General features: G+C 39.5%; 16 protein-coding genes, 4 tRNA genes and 3 rRNA genes. 8 read left to right on the forward strand and 15 right to left on the reverse strand.

All coding sequences use genetic code 11. The features are described 5' to 3' along the window. The first annotated feature begins 15 nt into the window (after positions 1–15). The 5 genes from tehB (at position 16) to NYR30_RS08795 (ending at position 4,762) form a co-directional block, all read left to right on the forward strand. Positions 16–879, forward strand: coding sequence for an SAM-dependent methyltransferase TehB (gene tehB, locus NYR30_RS08775; protein ID WP_066104636.1), 864 nt, complete (start codon positions 16–18; stop codon positions 877–879). Positions 880–956: 77 nt separating this feature from the next. Then, positions 957–2,972 (forward strand): transglycosylase SLT domain-containing protein, encoded by a 2,016-nt coding sequence (locus NYR30_RS08780; protein WP_066104639.1) that lies wholly within the window; start codon positions 957–959, stop codon positions 2,970–2,972. 27 nt (positions 2,973–2,999) lie between these two features. Then, positions 3,000–3,299, forward strand: coding sequence for a trp operon repressor (gene trpR / locus NYR30_RS08785; protein ID WP_066104641.1), 300 nt, complete (start codon positions 3,000–3,002; stop codon positions 3,297–3,299). Then, entirely contained in the window at positions 3,286–3,996 is a 711-nt protein-coding gene (gene mtgA, locus NYR30_RS08790) for a monofunctional biosynthetic peptidoglycan transglycosylase (RefSeq protein ID WP_066104644.1), read from the forward strand. The genes trpR and mtgA overlap by 14 nt, the downstream gene beginning before the upstream one ends. Positions 3,997–4,015: 19 nt before the next feature. Then, a complete protein-coding gene (locus NYR30_RS08795) occupies positions 4,016–4,762 on the forward strand; it encodes an SDR family oxidoreductase (RefSeq protein ID WP_066104646.1) in 747 nt (248 codons plus the stop codon). Positions 4,763–4,820: 58 nt separating this feature from the next. On the opposite strand, the gene NYR30_RS08800 is transcribed toward NYR30_RS08795, so the two are convergent. The 3 genes from NYR30_RS08800 to rlmE form a co-directional block, all read right to left on the reverse strand. Continuing rightward, a complete protein-coding gene (locus tag NYR30_RS08800) occupies positions 4,821–5,216 on the reverse strand; it encodes a hypothetical protein (RefSeq protein ID WP_066104648.1) in 396 nt (131 codons plus the stop codon). A gap of 276 nt (positions 5,217–5,492) precedes the next feature. Beyond that, positions 5,493–7,412, reverse strand: a complete 1,920-nt coding sequence (ftsH, locus tag NYR30_RS08805; RefSeq protein ID WP_066112942.1) for an ATP-dependent zinc metalloprotease FtsH — start codon at positions 7,410–7,412, stop codon at positions 5,493–5,495. A 63-nt stretch (positions 7,413–7,475) separates the two neighbouring features. After that, a complete protein-coding gene (gene rlmE, locus NYR30_RS08810) occupies positions 7,476–8,105 on the reverse strand; it encodes a 23S rRNA (uridine(2552)-2'-O)-methyltransferase RlmE (protein WP_066104651.1) in 630 nt (209 codons plus the stop codon). Between the two features lie 239 nt (positions 8,106–8,344). Here rlmE and yhbY point away from each other — a divergent pair, with 239 nt between their 5' ends. After that, positions 8,345–8,647: a ribosome assembly RNA-binding protein YhbY gene (gene yhbY, locus NYR30_RS08815; RefSeq protein ID WP_066104655.1), complete on the forward strand. Its 303-nt coding sequence runs from the start codon at positions 8,345–8,347 to the stop codon at positions 8,645–8,647. Between the two features lie 66 nt (positions 8,648–8,713). Here yhbY and metK read toward each other — a convergent pair whose 3' ends face one another. From metK to wecA, 10 genes are all read right to left on the reverse strand, one after another. Further along, complete coding sequence (gene metK / locus NYR30_RS08820) at positions 8,714–9,862, reverse strand: methionine adenosyltransferase (protein ID WP_066114119.1); 1,149 nt, start codon at positions 9,860–9,862, stop codon at positions 8,714–8,716. A 234-nt stretch (positions 9,863–10,096) separates the two neighbouring features. Further along, positions 10,097–10,570, reverse strand: coding sequence for a helix-turn-helix domain-containing protein (locus tag NYR30_RS08825; RefSeq protein WP_066114122.1), 474 nt, complete (start codon positions 10,568–10,570; stop codon positions 10,097–10,099). Positions 10,571–10,979: 409 nt separating this feature from the next. Further along, a 5S ribosomal RNA gene (gene rrf / locus NYR30_RS08830) occupies positions 10,980–11,095 on the reverse strand. A 178-nt stretch (positions 11,096–11,273) separates the two neighbouring features. Beyond that, a 23S ribosomal RNA gene (locus tag NYR30_RS08835) occupies positions 11,274–14,271 on the reverse strand. Between the two features lie 106 nt (positions 14,272–14,377). Beyond that, positions 14,378–14,453, reverse strand: a tRNA-Glu gene (locus NYR30_RS08840). 80 nt (positions 14,454–14,533) lie between these two features. Further along, positions 14,534–16,075: ribosomal RNA gene (locus NYR30_RS08845) — 16S ribosomal RNA — on the reverse strand. The 16S, 23S and 5S rRNA genes sit together here with 4 tRNA genes alongside, the layout of an rRNA operon. A 159-nt stretch (positions 16,076–16,234) precedes the next feature. Next, positions 16,235–16,311 (reverse strand) — tRNA-Pro (locus NYR30_RS08850). A gap of 9 nt (positions 16,312–16,320) precedes the next feature. Beyond that, positions 16,321–16,396, reverse strand: a tRNA-His gene (locus NYR30_RS08855). Positions 16,397–16,443: 47 nt separating this feature from the next. Continuing rightward, a tRNA-Arg gene (locus tag NYR30_RS08860) sits at positions 16,444–16,520 on the reverse strand. Positions 16,521–16,708: 188 nt separating this feature from the next. Then, positions 16,709–17,785: a UDP-N-acetylglucosamine--undecaprenyl-phosphate N-acetylglucosaminephosphotransferase gene (gene wecA / locus NYR30_RS08865; protein ID WP_066111046.1), complete on the reverse strand. Its 1,077-nt coding sequence runs from the start codon at positions 17,783–17,785 to the stop codon at positions 16,709–16,711. Positions 17,786–17,947: 162 nt separating this feature from the next. On the opposite strand from wecA, the gene hemL reads away from it, so the two are divergent. Further along, a complete protein-coding gene (gene hemL, locus NYR30_RS08870) occupies positions 17,948–19,234 on the forward strand; it encodes a glutamate-1-semialdehyde 2,1-aminomutase (protein WP_066111049.1) in 1,287 nt (428 codons plus the stop codon). 176 nt (positions 19,235–19,410) lie between these two features. Then, positions 19,411–20,805 carry a Do family serine endopeptidase gene (locus NYR30_RS08875; RefSeq protein ID WP_302500599.1) on the forward strand — a complete coding sequence of 465 codons (1,395 nt, stop codon included), beginning with the start codon at positions 19,411–19,413 and terminating at the stop codon, positions 20,803–20,805. Between the two features lie 31 nt (positions 20,806–20,836). Here NYR30_RS08875 and pdxR read toward each other — a convergent pair whose 3' ends face one another. Both pdxR and NYR30_RS08885 read right to left on the reverse strand, forming a co-directional pair. Then, positions 20,837–22,255 carry a MocR-like pyridoxine biosynthesis transcription factor PdxR gene (gene pdxR, locus NYR30_RS08880; RefSeq protein WP_302500601.1) on the reverse strand — a complete coding sequence of 473 codons (1,419 nt, stop codon included), beginning with the start codon at positions 22,253–22,255 and terminating at the stop codon, positions 20,837–20,839. An 87-nt stretch (positions 22,256–22,342) separates the two neighbouring features. Further along, positions 22,343–23,770: an FAD-dependent oxidoreductase gene (locus NYR30_RS08885; RefSeq protein ID WP_066111060.1), complete on the reverse strand. Its 1,428-nt coding sequence runs from the start codon at positions 23,768–23,770 to the stop codon at positions 22,343–22,345. Positions 23,771–23,808 lie beyond the last annotated feature (38 nt).

Below are 23,808 nucleotides of genomic sequence, written 5' to 3' on the forward strand. Positions count from 1 at the left end.
TTAGGGGAAAAAATTATGCAAGAAACATTGATCGCTTATAAAACCATGCCTGTTTGGAATAACAAAACTTTACCAGCAATGTTCCAAGAAAAACATAACACTAAAGTTGGTACTTGGGGACAACTTCGTGTATTAAAAGGAAAATTAAAATTCTATCAACTCAATGAAGAAGGAGAAGTACTTTCAGAACATCTTTTTACACCTGAAAGTGATATTCCTTTAGTCGAACCACAAGCATGGCATCGTGTTGAATCGGCTTCAGATGACTTAGAATGTCAATTATCTTTCCTCTGCCGTCGCTCTGACTATTTCAGTAAAAAATATAATCTCACCGCAACCCATTCTGAAGTAAAAGCTGCAAGTGAAATCTTAACGCCTTGCAAAGTGTTAGATTTAGGTTGTGGACAAGGTCGTAATAGCTTATACCTTAGTATGTTAGGTTATGATGTCACTTCTTGGGATCATAATCCAACCAGTATCCAATTTCTTAATGAAATGGCAGAAAAAGAACAATTATCCGTAAAAACAGCTCTCTATGATATTAATTCAGCTAATATCCAAGAAAATTATGATTTTATTGTTTCAACAGTAGTGTTTATGTTCTTGAATGCCCAAGCTGTACCAAACATTATTGCCAATATGCAGCAACACACTAATATTGGTGGTTATAATCTTATTGTTGCCGCAATGAATACGGCTGATGTACCTTGTCCAATGCCGTTCTCATTTACTTTTAAAGAAGATGAATTACGCAACTATTATCAAGGTTGGGAATTAATTAAATATCAAGAAGAGATGGGCGAATTACATAAAACTGACGCCAATGGCAATCGAATTAAAATGAAATTCGTTACTATGCTAGCGAAGAAAATTGCCTAAAAAATAAAACCGTTATTTTTCACCAACAATCAAGCGTGTTAGACTGTATAAAAAAGCAGTATTAAAGGGAGAACATTATGCACGCTTGGCAAAAATCAGTCTTAATCTTAAGCTTGGTTGTTGGTAGCGTATCTTACGCAGCGGAAAACAAAGTATCAACAACAACCGATACACCTACCACACAACCAGATAAACTCACTCTACAACGTCAACAATATCAAGAGTTTATGCAATTTTTAAGTGGTAATGTAAGTGATAGCAGTGTTGCATTCGCTACGCAATTATTACCAAAACTACAAGATTATCCGCTCTATCCTTATGCGTGGTATCGTACTTTAGTTAGACAATCTTTAGTTTCTTTGGCACAACTACAACAATTTTTAGCTGCTAATCCCAATTTTCCTTTAAATAATGCTCTTATTGATCAGTTCTATCAAAAAGCCTTGCAACAGCAGGATTGGCAATTAGTCACTACGGCAACAACTCAAATTCCAGCACAAAATACCGCCCAACAATGTATTCAACTAATTGCTAAACAAACCACCATCAATAATACTGAAGAATTAAATAAACTTTGGCAAGAAACCGAAAAATTATGGCTTTCAGGAGATAATTTACCAAAGCAGTGCATTCCGCTTTTTGATGCTTGGCAACAGGCAGGAAAACTGAATGAAACACTCATCCAACAACGGGCAGATTTAGCAATCACTACTAAAAATCGTAGCTTGCTGAATTATTTACGTGATTTAACTAAAGATGAAGCGGCAAAACAACGTTTACAAGATTGGATTAATTTGTTGGCACAACCACAAAATATCGTAAAAATTAGTGAGAATTGGACGGTAACAGCACAGAATAAGCAGATCTTACTCGCTAATTTACCACGCTATTTCCGCACAATTGGCGAACAATCATTAGATTTTAACCAATTACAACAGCAACTCACCAATTGGCAGCAAAAATGGCAATTCTCAGATGATGAACTCAATATACTAAAGAAAGCTATCCTACAACGCTTTTTCGACAATACCCAGCCACAATGGTTGGATTGGCGTGATCAACAATTACGTATTTTAAAAGATGATTCATTATTAGAACGCCGCTTGCGTGTCGCCATTCGCCAGCAACAACCATTTTCTGAATGGTTAAATTTGCTGTCATCTGCTACGGCTAGCAAAGATGAGTGGCGTTATTGGCAGGCTTGGCAAGCGCAAAAACAAGGTAATAAAAAACAAGCACAAACTATCTTAACGCAATTAAGTCAACAACGAGGATTTTACGCTTTATTGGCTGCTGAAACCTTAGGCATTAATTATCAACCACCAATGTCAGATCTTACACAACCAATTTCATTTGATCAGTTATGGCAAGATACTGAAATTACCAAAACTCTAGCTCGCATTACAGAATTGCGAAACTTTCGCTATATCGATGATGCTTATACAGAATGGTCTTATTTACTTAACAACGTTTCTGACCAACAAGCACTACTGCTCAGTGAATATGCACTACAACAGCAATGGTATGATTTAGCTGTTGCTGCCACGATTAAAGCAAAAGCTTGGGCATATATTCGTTTACGTTTACCATTTGCCTATCAGGATTGGTTTACTATTAACGTTGCTAATAAAACCATTTCATCATCATTTGCCATGGCGATTGCACGTCAAGAGAGTGCATGGCGCCCTAATGTACGCTCCGCTGCTAATGCAATTGGATTAATGCAATTATTACCAAGTACCGCACAAGCTACGGCAATACAAGCACAATATGCTCCACAGCAAGCGAATAAATTAACCGATCCATTAACCAATATCTTATTAGGCACGACACATTTACAGCAACTTGCTGAAAAATATGGTGATAATCGATTATTGATTGCGGCAGCCTATAATGCTGGTGCCAATAAAGTTGATCAATGGCTAGCTGATAATAATGGTAAGTTATCAATGGCAGAATTTATAGCTTCTATTCCTTTCTATGAAACACGTAATTATGTGCAAAATGTCATCAGTTACGACTATTATTACCAAGTATTACAAAAACAAGCTGCAAAAAAATTCAGCAAATCAGAAACTGATCGATTATACTAGTTTAATAGTAAATGAAAGGAGCAAGCTATGTACATCAGTCGAGATTTAGAACAGTGGCAACAAGTCTTGAATTTTTTAAGACAAGGGTTTGCAGCAGGAAAAGAACAAGACATATTAATGATGCTACTTACCCCTGATGAACGTGATTCATTGGGTTTGCGTTTGCAAATTGTTAAACAATTATTGGATAAGAAATTATCTCAGCGAGAAATTCAGCAAAATCTCAATACCAGTGTCGCAACGATTACTCGTGGTTCTAATTTAATTAAAAGTATTGATCCCGATTTTTTGCAATGGGTAAAAACACAATTGAATGTTGAAAATTAATAAACTTTTTTCACAACGCTGCCGTCTTCGTTTAGCTAAGCTGTTAGTTATGCTAATCGCTGGCTTTTTTTGTTGTGTCATACTATTGCGTTTTTTGCCAATTCCTTATTCTACTTATATGTTGCAAAAAACCGTCACTAATATTTTCAACACTAATTACCATACCCAACATAAATGGGTAAGTATGGATCAAATTTCACCTGCTATGCAATTAGCAGTACTTGCTGCCGAAGATCAACGATTTCCTGATCATTGGGGCTTTGATATTGATGCTATAGAAAAAGCATTCAAACATAATCAATCATCTAAACGTACAAGAGGAGCTTCTACTATTTCACAACAAACAGCTAAAAACCTATTTTTATGGTCAGGACGAAGCTGGATTAGAAAAGGATTAGAAGTACCTATTACTTTAAGTTTAGAGCTTTTTTGGTCAAAACGGCGTATTCTTGAGGTCTATTTAAATATTGCTGAATTTGGACCTGGTATTTTCGGTGTAGAAGCCGCTAGCCAATATTATTTCAAAAAAAGCGCTGCTAAACTCACTCGTTATCAAGCTGCGTTACTGGCCGCCGTATTGCCAAATCCGATTCTATACCGAGTAAACCGTCCATCAGCTTATGTACAATCCAGACAAAATTGGATTTTAAGGCAAATGCAATTACTTGGAAGTAATTACCTAAATCAACTTAATTGATCTCAAAAGGAGGAAAGCTATGAGCATTTTAATTACTGGCGCTTCAGCTGGTTTTGGTGCAGCTACATGTCGCGCATTCATTAATGCTGGTTACAAAGTTATCGGTGCTGCTCGCCGCTTAGATAAACTACAACAGTTACAAAAAGAATTTGGTGACAAATTCTATCCTCTAGTCATGGATGTTTCTGATCCTCAATCGATTGATGCAGGACTCTCGTCTTTGCCAGCAGAGTGGAAATCAATCGATTTATTAGTCAACAACGCCGGTTTAGCACTAGGCTTAGAACCAGCTTATAAAACCAACTTTGCTGATTGGAAAACAATGGTTGACACTAATGTGCTTGGACTAATTTATTTAACTCGCCAAGTATTACCGCAAATGGTGGAACGCAATCAAGGGACTATCATTAATTTAGGTTCTATCGCAGGTACCTATCCTTATCCTGGTGGCAATGTGTATGGTGCAACCAAAGCATTTGTAAAACAATTTAGTTTAAACTTACGTGCTGATCTTTCTGGTACTGCAATTCGAGTTTCTAATGTTGAACCTGGATTATGTGGTGGAACTGAATTTTCAAATGTCCGTTTTAAAGGTGATGATGAACGTGCTGCACAAGTTTATGAAGGTGTTGAATATATTCAACCAGAGGATATAGCCAATACTATTTTATGGATTTATCAACAACCAGCACATGTTAATATTAATTCTATTGAAATTATGCCTGTATCACAAAGTTTCTCTGCTTTAAAAGTAGCTAAGAAATGATCATTTTTTCTTAGCTAATCAAAAATAAAGGGGTAAATTTATCTACCCCTATTTTTTCTTACTCATCAATATTATTAGAATTAGCTAATTTTTCTTGTTTTGTATGATAAAAATAAAGAAAAATTAAACCAATTGGCGCAATCGCCCAACTAAACGCAAAACAGAATAGCATCATCATTATTTTAACAAACAGCAATAAAATTGCATTCACATAAAAGACATTATCTCCCATTATGTAATCAATAATGGATTCATAAACAAATCTCGAATATGGGTATAACAGTAAAAACAGTGTTAAGACTAATGTCACACCAATAAATCTACTATCAATAACACCAACACTAGCGTGATACATTGTTACTTCAAAAATAATATAAATAATTAAACCGAAAAATAGATGCCTAAAATAATAGGCTTTATTTAAACCACCAAAAGTTTTGCTAAGCAATGACATTGTCTTCTCTCCTTTTCAAACCAATCAATAAAACTCAAAATTATTCATTAATAACCATCATAACTTTAATTTTTTCAGATAGATAAAATCACTTCTATATTAACCGGAAAACATAAATAGTCGAGAATATTATTTAGTTTCAGCTAATGTGGCTGTATGAATGATAGAAAGGAATTACTTAATATAAATTAAGTCGGAATGAATTTATTGAGATTTGATTTAACTAGAAACAGCAAGCAACAAAAATGGGGTCTTACGACCCCATTCCCCATATCATTAAACTTCTTCTGAAGAATCATCTTTATTTTCTGAGGTTTCTTTCACCTCATTTTCTTTTTTCTCTGTTTTTTCAGCAGCTGGTTCTGTTTTCTCTGCTGGTTTAGTTTTTTCTACCCACCCTGTTGGAGGTGTCACTTCTTGACGCTCCATTAATTGTTTAATTTGTGGCTCATCAATAGTTTCATATTTTACTAATGCATCTTTCATTGCATGTAAAATATCCATATTGTCAATTAACAGCTGTCTTGCACGTTGATAGTTACGCGACACAATATCACGCACTTCTTCATCAATCGTATGAGCTGTTTCATCAGACATATGTTTTGCTTTTGCCATTGAACGACCTAAGAAAACTTCACCTTCATTTTCTGCATATAAAATTGGTCCTAATTTAGTTGAGAAACCCCATTCAGTTACCATTTTACGCGCAATATTAGTAGCAACTTGAATATCGTTTGATGCACCAGTTGATACATTTTCATCACCATAAATTAATTCTTCGGCGATGCGTCCCGCATATAAGGTAGACAACTTACTTTCTAATTGTTTTTGGCTAATACTAATTTGATCGCCTTCAGGTAAGAAGAAAGTTACCCCTAATGCGCGTCCACGCGGAATAATAGTTACTTTATGCACTGGATCATGTTCAGGCACCAAATAACCTACAATAGCGTGACCAGCTTCATGATAAGCAGTTGATTCTTTTTGCTTATCCGTCATCATCATAGTACGGCGTTCTGGTCCCATATTGATCTTATCTTTAGCCTTTTCAAACTCAAGCATAGTGACTAAACGCTTATTCGTACGTGCTGCAAAAAGCGCTGCTTCATTAACTAAATTAGCTAAATCAGCTCCAGAATAACCTGGGGTACCACGAGCAATCGTCATTGGATCAACATCGCTTCCCATAGGAATTTTACGCATATGCACCTTCAAAATTTGCTCACGACCACGTACATCAGGTAAGCCAACCACAACTTGGCGGTCAAAACGTCCTGGACGAGTTAATGCTGGATCGAGTACATCTGGACGGTTAGTTGCCGCAATAACAATAACACCTTCATTACCTTCAAAGCCATCCATTTCAACCAACATCTGGTTCAAGGTTTGCTCACGTTCATCATGACCGCCGCCTAAACCTGCACCACGTTGACGACCGACAGCATCAATTTCATCAATAAAAATTAGACACGGCGCTGCTTTCTTCGCTTGTTCAAACATATCACGCACACGTGAAGCACCAACCCCAACAAACATTTCTACGAAATCTGAACCGGAAATAGTAAAAAATGGTACTTTCGCCTCACCCGCAATTGCTTTTGCTAATAATGTTTTACCTGTTCCTGGAGGACCTACCATTAAAATACCTTTCGGAATTTTTCCACCCAATTTTTGGAATTTACCCGGGTCACGTAAGAAATCGACAATTTCACCAACCTCTTCTTTCGCTTCATCACAACCAGCAACATCAGCAAAAGTTGTCTTAATTTGTTCCTGCGTCATCATTCTAGCGCGGCTTTTACCAAATTTTAGCGCACCACCGCCACCACCTTGCATTTGGCGCATAAAGAAAATCCATACACCAACTAGCAATAACATTGGGAACCAAGAAATTAAGATTTGTGCAAATAAACCACGTTTTTCTGGTGGTGTACCTGAAACCTTAACATCTTTTTTCAAGAGATCATCTAATACTTTATCATCATATAATGGCATAACTGTTTGATATTTATCGCCATTTTTCTTGGTTACTGCAATCTCATTACCGTCAAATACGGTTTCAGATATTTGATTATTACCAATATCGGTAATAAATGTGGAGTAATCCGTAGCATCTCGAGAACTACTAGAAAAGCCTTGGAACACAGTCATTAGCACAACGGCTACAACACTCCAAAGCATGATATTTTTAAGCATATTATTATTTTTCAAGGTAAATCCCCGTCTTTATTTGTCTGATTAAAAAACTATTTGATATGGTTAAAGTTTATAGCCAGTTGCGACAATATAAACTTCACGAGAACGATCCCGAGAAGCCTCTGGCTTGCGTACTTTTACATTTTTAAATAATGAGCGAATTTCTCGTAGATATTCATCAAATCCCTCTCCTTGAAACACTTTAACCACAAAACTCCCCTGCGTAGCAAGAACCTGCTTACACATATCTAAAGCTAATTCGACAAGATACATTGCCCGCGGAATATCAACTGAAGGCATACCACTAAAGTTCGGTGCCATATCTGACATCACCACGTCAACTTTGTTGTCGCCAATTTTATCAAGAAGTGCTTTCAGCACATTTTCCTCGCGGAAATCACCTTGCAAAAAATCAACACCAACAATCGGATCCATATCTAAAATATCACAAGCGATTACTCTACCTTTGTTGCCAATTTGAGTTACCACATATTGTGACCAACCACCTGGAGCTGCACCAAGATCAACCACAGTCATATTTGGCTTAAATAATTTATCCGTTTTTTGAATTTCATCTAATTTAAAATAGGCTCTGGAGCGCAATTTTTGTTTGTGAGCTTGTTGAACAAATTTATCTTTGAAATGTTCGTTGAGCCAACGAGTAGAGCTAGCAGAACGTTTTTTCTTACCCATAACAACTTAAAATTAAAACTTATTACTTTGATATCAAAAATACCGATACTATATGATGATTGTTACCTAAATTTCAAGGTAAAGTGATGTAAATTCAACGAATACAGCAATAGGAAATACAATTCTAGCGTATTCTAGCTAAATAAGATGTCAATCCAGTGAATTAATATGATTTTCTTCCTATTTTCTGCATAAATGTTTAAAATACTGGGTTTCAAAATTATGATTAAAGGATTCCTATGTCATTAACTCTTTCAACTAAGCAAAAACAGTACTTAAAAGGTCTCGCACACCATTTAAATCCTGTTGTTTTATTGGGTGGAAATGGTTTAACTGAAGGCGTTATTGCTGAAATTGATAATGCCTTAAATCACCATGAATTAATTAAAGTAAAAATTTCTGGTGTTGATCGTGAAGATAAAGAATTAGTTACTGCGGCCATCGTACGTGAAACCGGCGCTTGTGCAGTACAACGTATTGGACATATCTTAGTTCTTTATCGCCCAAGTGATGAGCCGGTAATTACATTACCGAAAAAATAAAAATATCCATCAAAAAAAGCAGATCAATCTTCGATCTGCTTTTTTAATACACTAAAAATAAATTCTTTACTTCAAATAGCTACGTAGCAATTCTGCTTTGTCTGTACGTTCCCATGGGAATTGTTCACGACCAAAATGGCCATAAGCAGCAGTTTGACGATAAATTGGTTGAATTAAATCTAACATTTTGATCAAACCATATGGACGTAAATCAAAATGTTCACGTACTGCGTTAACTAATACTTCATTAGCCACTTTACCTGTACCAAAAGTTTCAATCATAATTGAAGTTGGCTCTGCAACCCCAATAGCATAAGATAATTGAATCTCACAACGATCTGCTAATCCTGCAGCAACAATATTTTTAGCTACATAACGAGCAGCATAGGCAGCAGAACGATCCACTTTAGAAGGATCCTTACCAGAGAAAGCACCACCGCCATGACGAGCAGCACCACCATAAGTATCAACAATGATTTTACGACCTGTCAAACCACAATCGCCCATCGGACCACCAATGACAAAACGCCCTGTTGGATTGATAAAATATTTAGTATTTGCAGATAACCATTGTTCAGGTAATACTGGCTTAATAATTTCTTCCATAATACCTTCACGTAGCTCTTTTTCGCTTATACTATCAGCATGCTGGCTTGAAAGCACTACTGTATCAATACCTTGAATCTTGCCATCTTCATAAACAAATGTAATTTGGCTTTTAGCATCTGGTCGTAACCAAGGTAAGACTCCACTACGACGAACTTCAGCTTGTTTTTCCATTAAGCGATGAGCATAAGTAATAGGAGCAGGCATCAACACTTCTGTTTCATTTGTCGCATAACCAAACATAATTCCTTGGTCACCCGCACCTTGATCCAATGGATTTTGTCTATCAACCCCTTGGTTAATATCAGAAGATTGTTTACCTATACCGTTCAATACAGCACAAGAATGCCCATCAAATCCCATTTCTGATGAAGTATAACCAATATCACAAATAACTTGACGTGCTAAATGTTCAATATCAACCCATGCTGAAGTAGTAATTTCACCACCGATTAATGCCATACCAGTTTTGACATAAGTTTCACAAGCTACGCGAGCTTTTGGATCTTGCTCTAAAATCGCATCTAATACTGCATCTGAAATCTGATCAGCAATCTTATCTGGATGCCCTTCAGATACTGATTCAGAAGTAAATAAATATTTTGACATGAAAATTCCTTATTAAAATCTCTAAGTGCTAATTTCGATTTATTTCAATAAAATTAAGTAGAAAACATTAAAGAGAGGTTATTAGATAGATGTTTTTACTTCTAGACGGCTATAATACCGTTTATTTTACATTTGACAAGTAATTTTTTAGCTAATCATCAGTTATCTAATGGATTCGCCTTCTTGTAGAAAATTAGATGATCGCCGAAGCGATCATCATTATTAACGCCATTTTTATAACCTTTTATTTAACTGTTGTTCAACTTTTTTCCTCTCCCATTCATCATCCAACCAAATAGGAATTACCCATATGCGAAAAGCTTTGATCAATATACCTATTCCCCATCCAATAACTACCCAAATTACCCACCAATAATCTGGCGTCATTATTAAATTAATCAGAAATAACAAAAGATTTATGACAAAATAGATACTCAATTGGATATAAAAGTCTCTTATCTGACGTACTTTCTTTAGTGCTATTTTTATTTCAGGTGTAATCATAGAGCGTACCTCATTTTCAATCGGTGGCTGTTGTAGAGTTGCAATACTTACCTGAAATACAGCTGCTAAAGCTGCCCAAGTTTCCAAACCAACACGATCCCCTCTTTCCACTCGATGAATTGTACGTGTAGATAATCCTGCTAGTTCTGCTAATGTTTCTTGGGTCCAGCCATTTTTTTCTCGCCAAATTTTGACAGAATTCATACATAGAAACCTCTTATTAATAAAGTTCATATCACATCATAAATAAAACGTTAAAAATAAGCGAACAACATAAAATTAAATTTAACGCACTATGGATATTCTCACTTTATAAAAGGTTTAACCATGACAGTTATCAGACAAAAAACTGACATTAGCGTTAATAGGAAAATTAGATAATAAATGCATGTTGAATATCAAAACAAACTTATCAACTTAATAGATACGGAGAAGATGAGGTGATTGGTGATTAGGATAGCCTAAGCAAAAGCCAGCCATCCCTAAAAAATCAAAAAACAAAAAGTAGAAAAATAAAAAACAGAAAACAGAAACCCAAAATCACAAAATAAAAAAAACAATAAAAAAAACGCTAGCTGACTCCTCAACTAGCGTCCTTCTCGCTTTTTCTTTAACCTGGCAGTGACCTACTCTCACATGGGGAATCCCCACACTACCATCGGCATTACGACATTTCACTTCTGAGTTCGGCATGGATTCAGGTGGGACTATCGCATTCTCGCCGCCAGGATTAATTCTTTTTACTTTCTGCTTCTAGCTTCTCGCTTTCTGCTTTATCTTCTTCTCTAAAAAACGTTCACAAGCTGTCAACTCATCAGTGAGTTTTCTTTTCCTCTCACTGCTTTCTCTCTTTCGCTTCTTCGCTTTTCTTACCTGCTCTCTTCGGGTAAAAACCCTTCAGCGTTGTATAGTTAAGCCTCTCGGGCAATTAGTATGGGTTAGCTCAATGACTCACATCACTTACACACCCCACCTATCTACGTCGTCGTCTTCAACAACCCTTACAATCTCTCGATTGGGACAACTCATCTCGGGGCAAGTTTCGTGCTTAGATGCTTTCAGCACTTATCTCTCCCGCACTTAGCTACCCAGCATTGCTTCTGGCGAAACAACTGGAACACCAGCGGTGCGTCCACTCCGGTCCTCTCGTACTAGGAGCAGCCCCCCTCAATTCTCCTTCGCCCACGGCAGATAGGGACCGAACTGTCTCACGACGTTCTAAACCCAGCTCGCGTACCACTTTAAATGGCGAACAGCCATACCCTTGGGACCTACTTCAGCCCCAGGATGTGATGAGCCGACATCGAGGTGCCAAACACCGCCGTCGATATGAACTCTTGGGCGGTATCAGCCTGTTATCCCCGGAGTACCTTTTATCCGTTGAGCGATGGCCCTTCCATTCAGAACCACCGGATCACTATGACCTACTTTCGTACCTGCTCGACTTGTCCGTCTCGCAGTCAAGCTTGCTTCTACCATTGTACTAACCTCACGATGTCCGACCGTGATTAGCAAACCTTCGTACTCCTCCGTTACTCTTTGGGAGGAGACCGCCCCAGTCAAACTACCCACCAGACACTGTCCGAATACCCGTTACAGGTACCTCGTTAGAACATCAAACGTTAAAGGGTGGTATTTCAACATCGACTCCTTACCAACTGGCGTCAGTATCTCTCAGTCTCCCACCTATCCTACACATTAAAATTCAAGGTTCAGTGTCAAGCTATAGTAAAGGTTCACGGGGTCTTTCCGTCTAGCCGCGGGTACACCGCATCTTCACGGCGATTTCAATTTCACTGAGTCTCGGGTGGAGACAGCCTGGCCATCATTACGCCATTCGTGCAGGTCGGAACTTACCCGACAAGGAATTTCGCTACCTTAGGACCGTTATAGTTACGGCCGCCGTTTACTGGGGCTTCGATCAAGTGCTTCTCTTTCAATAACACCATCAATTAACCTTCCAGCACCGGGCAGGCGTCACACCCTATACGTCCACTTGCGTGTTTGCAGAGTGCTGTGTTTTTATTAAACAGTTGCAGCCAGCAGGTCTCTTCGACTGGTTCATGCTCCATCTGTTCAGACTTCACACTACGCCAGCGCACCTTCTCCCGAAGTTACGGTGCTATTTTGCCTAGTTCCTTCACCCGAGTTCTCTCAAGCGCCTTAGTATTCTCTACCTGACCACCTGTGTCGGTTTTCAGTACGGTTTATTAGATAATGTGCTTAGCAGCTTTTCCTGGAAGCTTGGCATCAACAACTTCGCAACCGTAGTTACTCCTCATCACGCCTCAGCATTAATGGTGCGGATTTGCCTACACCATCTACCTACACGCTTGAACAGACCCTTCCGTCCGTCTGCTTGCCTAGCCTTCTCCGTCCCTACATCGCTTATCTAACAAGTATGGGAATATTAACCCATTTCCCATCGACTACGCTCTTCAGCCTCGCCTTAGGGGCCGACTCACCCTGCCCCGATTAACGTTGGACAGGAAACCTTGGTCTTCCGGCGAGCGGGCCTTTCACCCGCTTTATCGTTACTTATGTCAGCATTCGCACTTGTGATACCTCCAGCAACCCTCTCAAGTCACCTTCTTCGGCTTACACAACGCTCCCCTACCCAACAGGCGTATCACTAATATTCCTTCAATCTCACACCCTCCACTCAACGTGTTGGGCGCTTGACCAACTTGCTCTATACTTTCGCAAGTTGTTAATCGTAAGGCGTATTAGTGATACGCCTGATGCCGCAGCTTCGGTGCTATATTTTAGCCCCGTTACATCTTCCGCGCAGACCGACTCGACTAGTGAGCTATTACGCTTTCTTTAAATGATGGCTGCTTCTAAGCCAACATCCTAGCTGTCTATGCCTTTCCACCTCGTTTCCCACTTAATATAGACTTTGGGACCTTAGCTGGCGGTCTGGGTTGTTTCCCTCTCCACGACGAACGTTAGCACCCGCCGTGTGTCTCCTATATATTACTCTTTGGTATTCGCAGTTTGCATCGGGTTGGTAATCCGGGATGGACCCCTAGCCGAAACAGTGCTCTACCCCCAAAGGTATTCATATAAGGCTCTACCTAAATAGATTTCGGGGAGAACCAGCTATCTCCCGGTTTGATTGGCCTTTCACCCCCAGCCACAATTCATCCGCTACTTTTTCAACAGTAGTCGGTTCGGTCCTCCAGTTAGTGTTACCCAACCTTCAACCTGACCATGGCTAGATCACCGGGTTTCGGGTCTATACCTTGCAACTTACGCCCAGTTAAGACTCGGTTTCCCTTCGGCTCCCCTATCCGGTTAACCTCGCTACAAAATATAACTCGCTGACCCATTATACAAAAGGTACGCAGTCACATAGTCTCCTATGCTCCCACTGCTTGTACGTACACGGTTTCAGGTTCTCTTTCACTCCCTCCCGGGGTTCTTTTCGCCTTTCCCTCACGGTACTGGTTCACTATCGGTCAATCAGGAGTATTTAGCCTTGGAGGATGGTCCCCCCTTCTTCAGACAAGATTCCTCGTGTCTCGCCCTACTTCTTGTTAGCTTAGTACCATAAAGGATTCTTCAGATACGGGATTGTCACCCTCTTCGATTGAGCTTCCCAACTCATTCTCCTAAATCCTTTACTATCTCTAACGGCTACTCCACTTTCGCTCGCCGCTACTCGCAGAATCTCGGTTGATTTCTTTTCCTCAGGGTACTGAGATGTTTCAGTTCTCCTGGTTCGCTTCACTATCCTATAGATTCAGACAGTGATGATAGATTCTTCATCTACCGGGTTTCCCCATTCGGATATCGTGGAGTTAACGCTTCTTATCAACTCCTCCACGCTTTTCGCAGATTAGCACGTCCTTCTTCGCCTCTGATTGCCTAGGCATCCACCGTGTACGCTTACTTACTTAACTATACAACCTCAAGGATTCTCTCCCTTCAGTCGCTCGCTTTTGAGTTCTCAGTTTTCAGCTTGTGTCTTCGTTTTTAAAGAGCATTTATCATAAAGATATCGTTAATTGGCGTCCCCTAGGGGATTCGAACCCCTGTTACCGCCGTGAAAGGGCGATGTCCTAGGCCTCTAGACGAAGGGGACTTCTACCAATTAACGATACCCTCGCTTCTATCAAACAATCTGTGTGAACATTTCATAGTAACATCTTCACTTTAATCTAGTAAGGAGGTGATCCAACCGCAGGTTCCCCTACGGTTACCTTGTTACGACTTCACCCCAGTCATGAATCATACCGTGGTAAACGCCCTCCTAAAGGTTAAGCTATCTACTTCTGGTACAACCCACTCCCATGGTGTGACGGGCGGTGTGTACAAGGCCCGGGAACGTATTCACCGCGACATTCTGATTCGCGATTACTAGCGATTCCGACTTCATGGAGTCGAGTTGCAGACTCCAATCCGGACTACGATGCACTTTCTGAGTTTCGCTCCATGTCGCCACTTCGCCTCCCTCTGTATGCACCATTGTAGCACGTGTGTAGCCCTACTCGTAAGGGCCATGATGACTTGACGTCATCCCCACCTTCCTCCAGCTTGTCACTGGCAGTCTCCTTTGAGTCCCCGGCTTCAACCGCTGGCAACAAAGGATAAGGGTTGCGCTCGTTGCGGGACTTAACCCAACATTTCACAACACGAGCTGACGACAGCCATGCAGCACCTGTCTCATAGCTCCCGAAGGCACAAACTCATCTCTGAGTCCTTCTATGGATGTCAAGAGTAGGTAAGGTTCTTCGCGTTGCATCGAATTAAACCACATGCTCCACCGCTTGTGCGGGCCCCCGTCAATTCATTTGAGTTTTAACCTTGCGGCCGTACTCCCCAGGCGGTCGATTTATCACGTTAGCTTCGAGGACCAATCTCTAAAACCAATCCCCAAATCGACAGCGTTTACAGCGTGGACTACCAGGGTATCTAATCCTGTTTGCTCCCCACGCTTTCGCACATGAGCGTCAGTATCTTCCCAAGGGGCTGCCTTCGCCTTCGGTATTCCTCCACATCTCTACGCATTTCACCGCTACACATGGAATTCTACCCCTCCCTAAAGTACTCTAGCGACCCAGTATGAAATGCAATTCCCAGGTTAAGCCCAGGGCTTTCACACCTCACTTAAGTCACCACCTGCGTGCCCTTTACGCCCAGTTATTCCGATTAACGCTCGCACCCTCCGTATTACCGCGGCTGCTGGCACGGAGTTAGCCGGTGCTTCTTCTGTGGCTAACGTCAATTACATGCCCTATTTAAGCATGCACCTTCCTCACCACCGAAAGAACTTTACAACCCGAAGGCCTTCTTCATTCACGCGGCATGGCTGCGTCAGAGTTCCCTCCATTGCGCAATATTCCCCACTGCTGCCTCCCGTAGGAGTCTGGGCCGTGTCTCAGTCCCAGTGTGGCTGGCCATCCTCTCAGACCAGCTAGAGATCGTCGGCTTGGTGAGCCCTTACCTCACCAACTACCTAATCTCACTTGGGCTCATCTTATGGCTAAAGGCCTTTCGGTCCCTCTACTTTAATCTCTCGATATTACGCGGTGTTAGCTACAGTTTCCCGTAGTTATCCCCCTCCATAAGCCAAATTCCCAAGCCTTACTCACCCGTCCGCCACTCGTCAGCAAGAAAGCAAGCTTTCCTCTGTTACCGTCCGACTTGCATGTGTTAAGCCTGCCGCCAGCGTTCAATCTGAGCCATGATCAAACTCTTCAATTTAATCTTCGCTCTCAAAAAAACTGACTTCGTTATTCAAATCATATGAATCTTCAAATTCAGCATTCAAGATAATTTTTTTTAATTCTTTTACTTAAAGTAAAAACATCATCTACGAATGCCCACACAGATTGTCTGATAAAATGTTAAAGAACAAAAAAATGGTCGGCGAGATAGGATTTGAACCTACGACCCACTGGTCCCAAACCAGTTGCGCTACCAAACTGCGCTACTCGCCGATAGAATAATGGGGTGGCTAATGAGACTCGAACTCACGACAACCGGAATCACAATCCGGGGCTCTACCAACTGAGCTATAGCCACCATTGAAATTTTGTTGACATCGCGTTAGCTATCAAATCACACCGAGCTGGCGCGCCCGACAGGATTCGAACCTGAGACCTTTGGCTCCGGAGGCCAACGCTCTATCCAACTGAGCTACGAGCGCTCATCGCGTCGTTGCGGGGCGTATATTAATGACTTTCATTTTAGCTGTCTAGTTTTTTTTTCATATTTTTTTTGTTTGGCGATAATTTGCCCTTTCTCGCCATTTTTTAGTCATTTTTCTGTTATTTAATGTGCAAAATCGAGCAGTCGCTTTGTATCTCATCATTAAATTAACAAAAACATTTTCGTTTATTTCGCCATTGAACCTTTCGCTTTACGCAATCGACGTTGAATACGACGAATAAAACGAGTAACACGCCATGCTCTGGTAATCGAATAACCATATAAAAAGATTAATAAGATGAAGCCAAAGAACATTAACCATTCATTGACATAATAAATTTCACCTAAAATACCAAAGCCAGCACAAATAGCCGCCATCAGGGTAATAACTAAAAAAGCTTGTCTTGAAGTTAATCCTGCTCTCACCATTAAGTGATGAACATGCAAACGGTCTGGACGGAATGGGCTCTTTTTCTTTTTCAAACGGCGGATCACGACACAAATCATATCAATAAGTGGAATCGCAATTAGCCATAGTGCTGTGATAGGTTTGATCGGGTGTCCATGTCCTTGCGTACTCAATAATAAGATCCAAATCATTGTGAATCCAATTAAGGTACTTCCTGAATCCCCCATAAATACTTTATTTTTGACGCCGAAAATAGAAAGGTTAAACAAAATATAAGGGATCAAGCAAAGAATTAATGCAAAACACCACGCCCCTAAATCTACTTGTCCATCAAGCATTAATAGGATACCAATTGCCGCAAAAGAGACACTAGATAACCCGCCCAATAAGCCGTCAATACCATCAATCATATTAAAAGCATTAACAATAGCTATGGTAGCAAACACCGTAATCACAATTCCTGCCGTACCTAATGTGACTTGGAAAGGTCCAATAATTTCACCTAAATTATTTAATGAAAGATCACCAATATAGATCATTGATAAAGCAAGTGCTGCTTGTACAATCGCCCGCAGGAATGGACTCAAATCAAATCTGTCATCCAGCACTCCAATAATTAATAAGATTGTCACGCAAGTTAGATAGAGGTATGGCAGCCTCATATCATTCCATTCCAAGAAATAGTAACAAGCATTACTAATAAATAACGCTATTCCGCCAATTAATGGAATTAAACCTTGATGGCGTTTACGATAATTTGGTTTATCAACTAATCCAATTTTTACAGCAATTGGACGCATAAGAATTAGTGCAAGAAATGAGCTTAAAAACGTTAATAAAAAACTCAACCACATATTTAAAACACCCCTTAAAATACGCGTTGTGACATTGATATATTGGGCTGGAATGGTTGCAGAGAATAGCATAAAGTGCCATCTAATACATTTGTTTTTTTCATTATCTATTGATTTCAAGTACAATACTGAACACTTTTAACAAGCAAGAGAAAATACATTATGACATCATCTAAAAACCTTTTTGCACAAGCACAAAAAGTCATTCCCGGTGGAGTAAATTCTCCAGTAAGAGCTTTCAATGGAGTTGGTAGTACTCCTGTTTTTATTCATCGAGCTCAAGGTGCTTATTTATTTGATGAAGAGGGTAAACAATATATTGATTATGTAGGTTCTTGGGGACCAATGGTATTAGGACATAACCATCCAACAATTTTACAGGCAGTAATTGACACAGCTAAAAACGGATTAAGTTTTGGTGCACCAACAGAATTAGAAATTAAATTAGCCGAATTAGTCTGCAAATTAGTTCCTTCTATTGAAATGGTTCGTATGGTGAACTCTGGTACTGAAGCAACTATGTCAGCTATCCGTCTTGCTCGTGGCTATACTAAACGCGATAAAATTATCAAATTCGAAGGTTGTTATCATGGGCATGCAGATTCATTACTCGTAAAAGCCGGATCTGGTGCTTTAACATTGGGGCAACCAAGTTCACCAGGTGTTCCTGCTGATTTTGCTAAACATACATTAACCTGCACTTATAATGACTTGCAATCCGTAGAAGACACTTTTAAACGTTATCCTGACGAAATCGCCTGTATTATTGTTGAACCTGTTGCTGGTAATATGAACTGTGTTCCACCAAAACCAGGTTTTCTACAAGGTTTACGCCAACTTTGTGATCAATACCATGCTTTGTTGATCATTGATGAAGTAATGACGGGTTTCCGCGTTGCTCTTGCTGGCGCACAATCCTATTATGGTGTAACGCCTGATCTTACTTGTTTAGGAAAAATTATTGGCGGTGGTATGCCAGTAGGTGCTTTTGGCGGTAAAAAAGAAATTATGCAATATATCGCACCAACTGGCCCAGTTTATCAAGCTGGTACTTTATCCGGTAATCCAATTGCGATGGCAGCAGGTATTGCTTGTTTAACCGAACTTTCTAAACCTGGCAATGAAGCGTTATTGGCAGAAAAAACTAAAACATTAGCTGAGGGATTAACTGCATTAGCACAAAAACATCAAATTCCATTTGTAGTTAATTATGTAGGAGGTATGTTTGGTATCTTCTTCACTGATAAAGCAAAAGTGGAAAGTTACGCTGATGTAATGAGCTGTAACATTGATCGTTTTAAAACATTCTTCCATCAAATGTTATCTCATGGTGTTTATCTTGCACCATCTGCTTTTGAAGCAGGTTTTATGTCGCTTGCACATAGCGATGAAGATATCCAAAACACCTTAAAAGCCGCCGATCTTGCATTTCAATCTTTAGCTATTTAATCTCTTTAACGGCATAATTTAATATTATGCCGTTCTGCCCAAAAAGGGTTAATTTGTACATTTTTTCGCTAAATATCTCATTATCTGGGAACATTCCTGTCTATTTTGTTGTCTTAGCCGTCGCGAAAATTATTTCGTAAGAAATTACTTTGATTAATTTAGGGATGTTTATTTATATGAAAAAGAAAAATTTTGTATTAACTAGTATCGCTTTGGGATTAAGTGTTCTTTGTGCTTCAATGCCTAGCCAAGCCAATATCCCAGTACCACTTTTAGAAAATACAACTACCTCAACACCAAGTTTAGCACCTGTTATCGAACAAGTATTACCAGCTGTTGTCACCATTTCCGTAGAAGGTACTACTGAAAATGATAACTCTGCAGGAAATAATCCATTTGCTGATTTACCACCAGAATTCCAATTTTTCTTTGGAGATCAATTTGGTGGACGCTCACCTCGTCAATTTAAAGGTTTAGGATCTGGGGTGATTATCAATGCAAACAAAGGTTACGTCTTAACTAATAACCATGTTGTTGATGGTGCTGATAAAATCACTGTTACCTTAAATGATGGTAGAGAATATAAAGCAAAACTCTTAGGCAATGATTCTATGTCTGATGTTGCATTGCTCAAATTAGAGAATGCTAAAGATTTAACTCAAATCAAAATGGCTGACTCTGATAAAGTTAAAGTTGGTGATTTTGTTCTCGCTGTCGGTAATCCATTTGGTCTAGGACAAACTGTTACATCAGGAATTATTTCTGCATTAGGTCGTTCTGCAGATGATGACACCAATAGTTACCAAAACTATATTCAAACTGATGCTGCTGTAAACAGAGGCAACTCTGGAGGCCCTTTATTAAACTTAAAAGGTGAACTCGTCGGGATCAATACTGCGATTATTGCCCCAAGCGGTGGTAATGTTGGGATCGCCTTTGCAATTCCAAGTAATATGGCAAATAGCTTAGCGCAACAAATTGTTGAATTCGGTCAGGTAAAACGTGGCGTATTAGGTATTAAAGGTGGTGAACTAAATGCTGATCTCGCTAAAGCCTTTGATGTAAAAGCGCAAAAAGGTGCTTTTGTTAGCGAAGTTTTACCAGATTCTGCTGCCGCTAAAGCTGGCTTAAAAGCTGGAGATATCATTACTGCCCTCAATGGACAAACTATCAATAGCTTCTCTGAACTACGTGCCAAAATCGCTACTACTGGCGCTGGTAAAGAAATGGAAATTACCTACTTACGTGATGGCAAATCAAACACCGTCAAAGTGAAACTACAAGCAGATAATGAAACTGCGGCAAGTGGCAATAGCGTAATTCCTGGCTTAGATGGCGCAGATCTGAAAAACTACAATGAAAAAGATCTTAAAGGTGTCGTTATTTCTGAAGTAAAACAAAACTCAAAAGCAGAACAACTTGGATTGAAGAAAGGCGATGTTATCGTTGGTATCAATCGTCATAAAATCAATAATCTTGGTGAATTACGTAAAATCCTAGATAGCAAACCATCTGCCGTTGCACTAAACATTATTCGTGGCAACAATAATTTCTATCTCTTTATTCGTTAATATTCTCCTTAACGTGCAAAGCCTACTCATCTCACCGAGTAGGCTTTTTTATTTGCCAACTCTCTAATAACAGCTTAACGCCTGTTAATAAAGCTTGCTCACTTAAATTGCCAAAACCTAATACAAATAACTTACGTTGTTGCAATTCAATTGGATAAACTTTGATCGCCTGTTGTTCCGCAAATGCTAACAACTGCTGCAATGTATATGGCGTATCCACAACCTCAATTAAAAGATAAAATCCTGAGCTTTCACCCCAAAATCGAATAGAAGGAGAATATAATTTTAACTGTTGGCACAATAGTTCCATTTTTCGCCGATAATATTTACGCATCCGATTAATATGCTTTTCAAATGCGCCACTTTGCATAAACAATGCCACAACTTGCTGATCTAATCGCGAAACTGAAGAATTAAAAAAATTAATTTTCTGTTGGTATATCGCCAATAAAGGTTCTGGTAAAACCATATAAGAGATACGTACTGATGGCATAATCAATTTAGAAAAAGAGCCTAAATAAACCACTTTATTATGTTGATCTAAACTCTTTAATGCAGGAATTGGTTTACCTTGATAGCGGAACTCACTGTCATAATCATCTTCGATCAAATAATGCTGTTCTTTGGCATTTGCCCACGCCAATAATTGTTGGCGTTCACCGATCGTCAGCACACTGCCAAAAGGATATTGATGTGATGGGGTAATATAAAGCAAATCAATATGATGCTGCGATAAAATGGATAAGTCCACTTTATGAGTTTGATTGTCTATCGGTAATTTAAGCACTTGTCCAGCATAACTTTGCCAAAGTTTTTCTACTACTGGATAACCAAACTCTTCCATTGCATAATGCGCTTGTTGAGCTGGATAACGGTGCTGCCATAACAACATAAGTTGTAATAAACACAATTCTACCCCAGCATTAATTACTACCTGCTCCGGACGACATTTCACACCACGAGCAGAATATAAATAATCCGCAATTTGTCGGCGTAATTCATATTCTCCTTGTTTATCTCCTAATGCCAACAAGTTTGCATGTTGACGATTTAAAAATTGTTTTTGTAATTTTTTCCACAATTCAAAGGGGAAATGCTGCTCATCAATGACATTAGGATTAAAATCATATTGCCATTTCTGTTCTGGTATTGTTTGCGAAATTTCACTAACTGATGTCACTAATGGCATCATCGTCGGCAATAACTCTGTTGATACGAAATATCCTATTCGCGGTTTTGATTCAATATAGCCTTCCGCCAATAACTGTGCATAACTGTTTTCAACTGTATTTTGGCTAATTGCCAAATAATCAGCTAAACGCCGCTTAGCAGGTAACGCCTCACCTTGTTGCAATATTCCTTGATGAATAGCTTGTTTAATTTGTTGATATAGTTGTAAATAAAGTGGCTGCGATAATGACTTATTCAGCTGATAAGCGAAATGTTTCATCAACTAATCTATAATCCTTAAAATAAAAAAGAGTTGGTAATCAACACTATATACCAACTCTCTACAAATAAATGATTTCTTATGTCATTAAATATTTAAATAATCCATAATGCCTTTAGCCGCATCACGTCCTTCCGCAATCGCAGTTACCACTAAATCAGAACCACGAGTTACATCACCACCAGCAAAAACTTTTGGATTAGCGGTTTGTTGTTTAAACTCGCCTTTCACTTCAATGCGTCCACGTGAGTCAGTTGTCACGCCAACTTGTTCTAAGAACGGCATATGATGTGGAGCAAAACCAAACGCAACAATCACTGCATCACAAGGAATGATGCGTTCACTACCAGCGACAATTTCAGCACGACGACGACCATTTTGATCAGGTTCACCCATCTTAGTTTCAACCACTTCAATACCTGTTACACGACCATTTTCTGTGTGTACAGCAACAGGTTCGGCTTCAATCGCTACTGGTTGTGCATTAAATTGGAACTGCACGCCTTCTTCTTTCGCATTCACGAACTCTTTACGGCTACCCGGCATATTCGCCTGATCACGACGATAAACACAAGTTACCTCAGCAGCTTGCTGACGAACAGAAGTACGGACACAGTCCATTGCTGTATCACCACCGCCTAATACGACAACTCGTTTGCCTGCTACTGACACATAGTTATCTGGATTTTGCCCTAATAACTGTTGTGTATTGGCAATTAAGAATGGTAATGCAGAATAAACACCTTCAGCATCCTCATTTGGAATATCTGCTTTCATACCTTGATAAGTACCTACACCAAGGAATACTGCATCATACTGTTTAACCAAATCAGCTAACTGTACATCTTCACCAATAGTGACACCAAGTTTGAATTCTATGCCCATTTCAGTAAAGATTTCACGACGGCGTTTCATCACATCTTTTTCTAATTTAAATGCTGGAATACCATAAGTAAGCAAACCACCAATTTCTGCTTGACGTTCGTAAACAGTTACAGACACGCCATTGCGAATCAGTTGCTCTGCACAACCTAAGCCTGCCGGTCCAGCACCAATGACAGCCACACTTTTACCTGAATGTGGAATATCTTTTACTTTTGGTCGCCACCCCATCGCAAATGCAGTTTCGGTAATATATTTTTCGATATTACCAATAGTTACCGCACCAAATTCTGCATTTAGAGTACAAGATCCTTCACATAGACGATCTTGTGGACAAACTCGACCACATACTTCAGGCAGTGTATTGGTTTCATGCGCTAGCTCTGCCGCTTCAATAATACGTCCTTCATAGGTGAGTTTTAACCAATCCGGAATATTGTTATGTAAAGGACAACGGTGCTGACAATATGGGTTACCGCAAGCGAGGCAGCGATCTGCCTGTGCCTTAGCCTGTTTTTCATCAAAAATCTGATAAATTTCAATAAATTGTGTTTTACGTTGTTCTAATGATTTTTTCTGTGGATCAATTCTTGGCAAATCAATAAATTGATAAATATTTCCTTGCTGGCTCATTTTCTTTTCCTTTAATTCATTCTAATGATCGCCTTAAT

It is taken from the genome of Gallibacterium salpingitidis (assembly GCF_030517105.1).
Taxonomy (GTDB): domain Bacteria; phylum Pseudomonadota; class Gammaproteobacteria; order Enterobacterales; family Pasteurellaceae; genus Gallibacterium; species Gallibacterium salpingitidis.